The organism is Flavobacterium sp. ACAM 123 (assembly GCF_000264055.1).
In the GTDB taxonomy this organism is placed as follows: Bacteria; Bacteroidota; Bacteroidia; order Flavobacteriales; family Flavobacteriaceae; genus Flavobacterium.
Map to the genome: position 1 here is coordinate 1 of NZ_AJXL01000246.1, position 543 is coordinate 543.

The 543-nt window shown below is 33.0% G+C and carries 1 protein-coding gene; it reads right to left on the reverse strand.

What is annotated here, in order from left to right; all coding sequences use genetic code 11:
• Positions 1–59: 59 nt before the first annotated feature.
• On the reverse strand, positions 60–407 hold the full coding sequence (locus tag A3SG_RS0118550; RefSeq protein WP_016991465.1) for a DUF1508 domain-containing protein: 348 nt from the start codon (positions 405–407) through the stop codon (positions 60–62).
• Between the last annotated feature and the right edge of the window lie 136 nt (positions 408–543).

Consider the following 543-nt stretch of genomic DNA (forward strand, 5'->3'; position numbering starts at 1 on the left):
AGGGTCTTTGAATTAATTAATTCAAAGACCCTTTTTTTATCATTGTTAAAACATCTTGGTCAATCTTCAAAAATAAAGTGATCATTCGAAAAATCTAATATCTCCGCTTTTATTCCATATTTAGTTATTTCGATAATCCCTTTTTGAACCATCAGCTCGGTACTATACTTTCTACTCGTTGCCATTACCTCGTCATTAACTACTACCCTAAAGAAAAATTTTCCTTTCGTTGTTTTAAACTTTACGTAAGAACAAGTCTCTAAAACCGACCGCACTTGTTCTGCAGCTGATTCACAATCCATCCGCAACTCATAGGCGTTACTCATGAATATGGTCTTTCCTTTCCTGGAAGTAAATTCAAACTTATAATCACCACTAAATCTTTTACTAATTACAAAAGTCGCCATAAATAATTATTGAAATAAAATCGGTTATCAGGGGAAAAGGATACACTTCCCTTTACGAAAACAAACAAGTGATAAAAAATTTAACCCTCCTAAAATACGACCTTAAATTAACACCTCCCTAAAAAACGGGCTGATT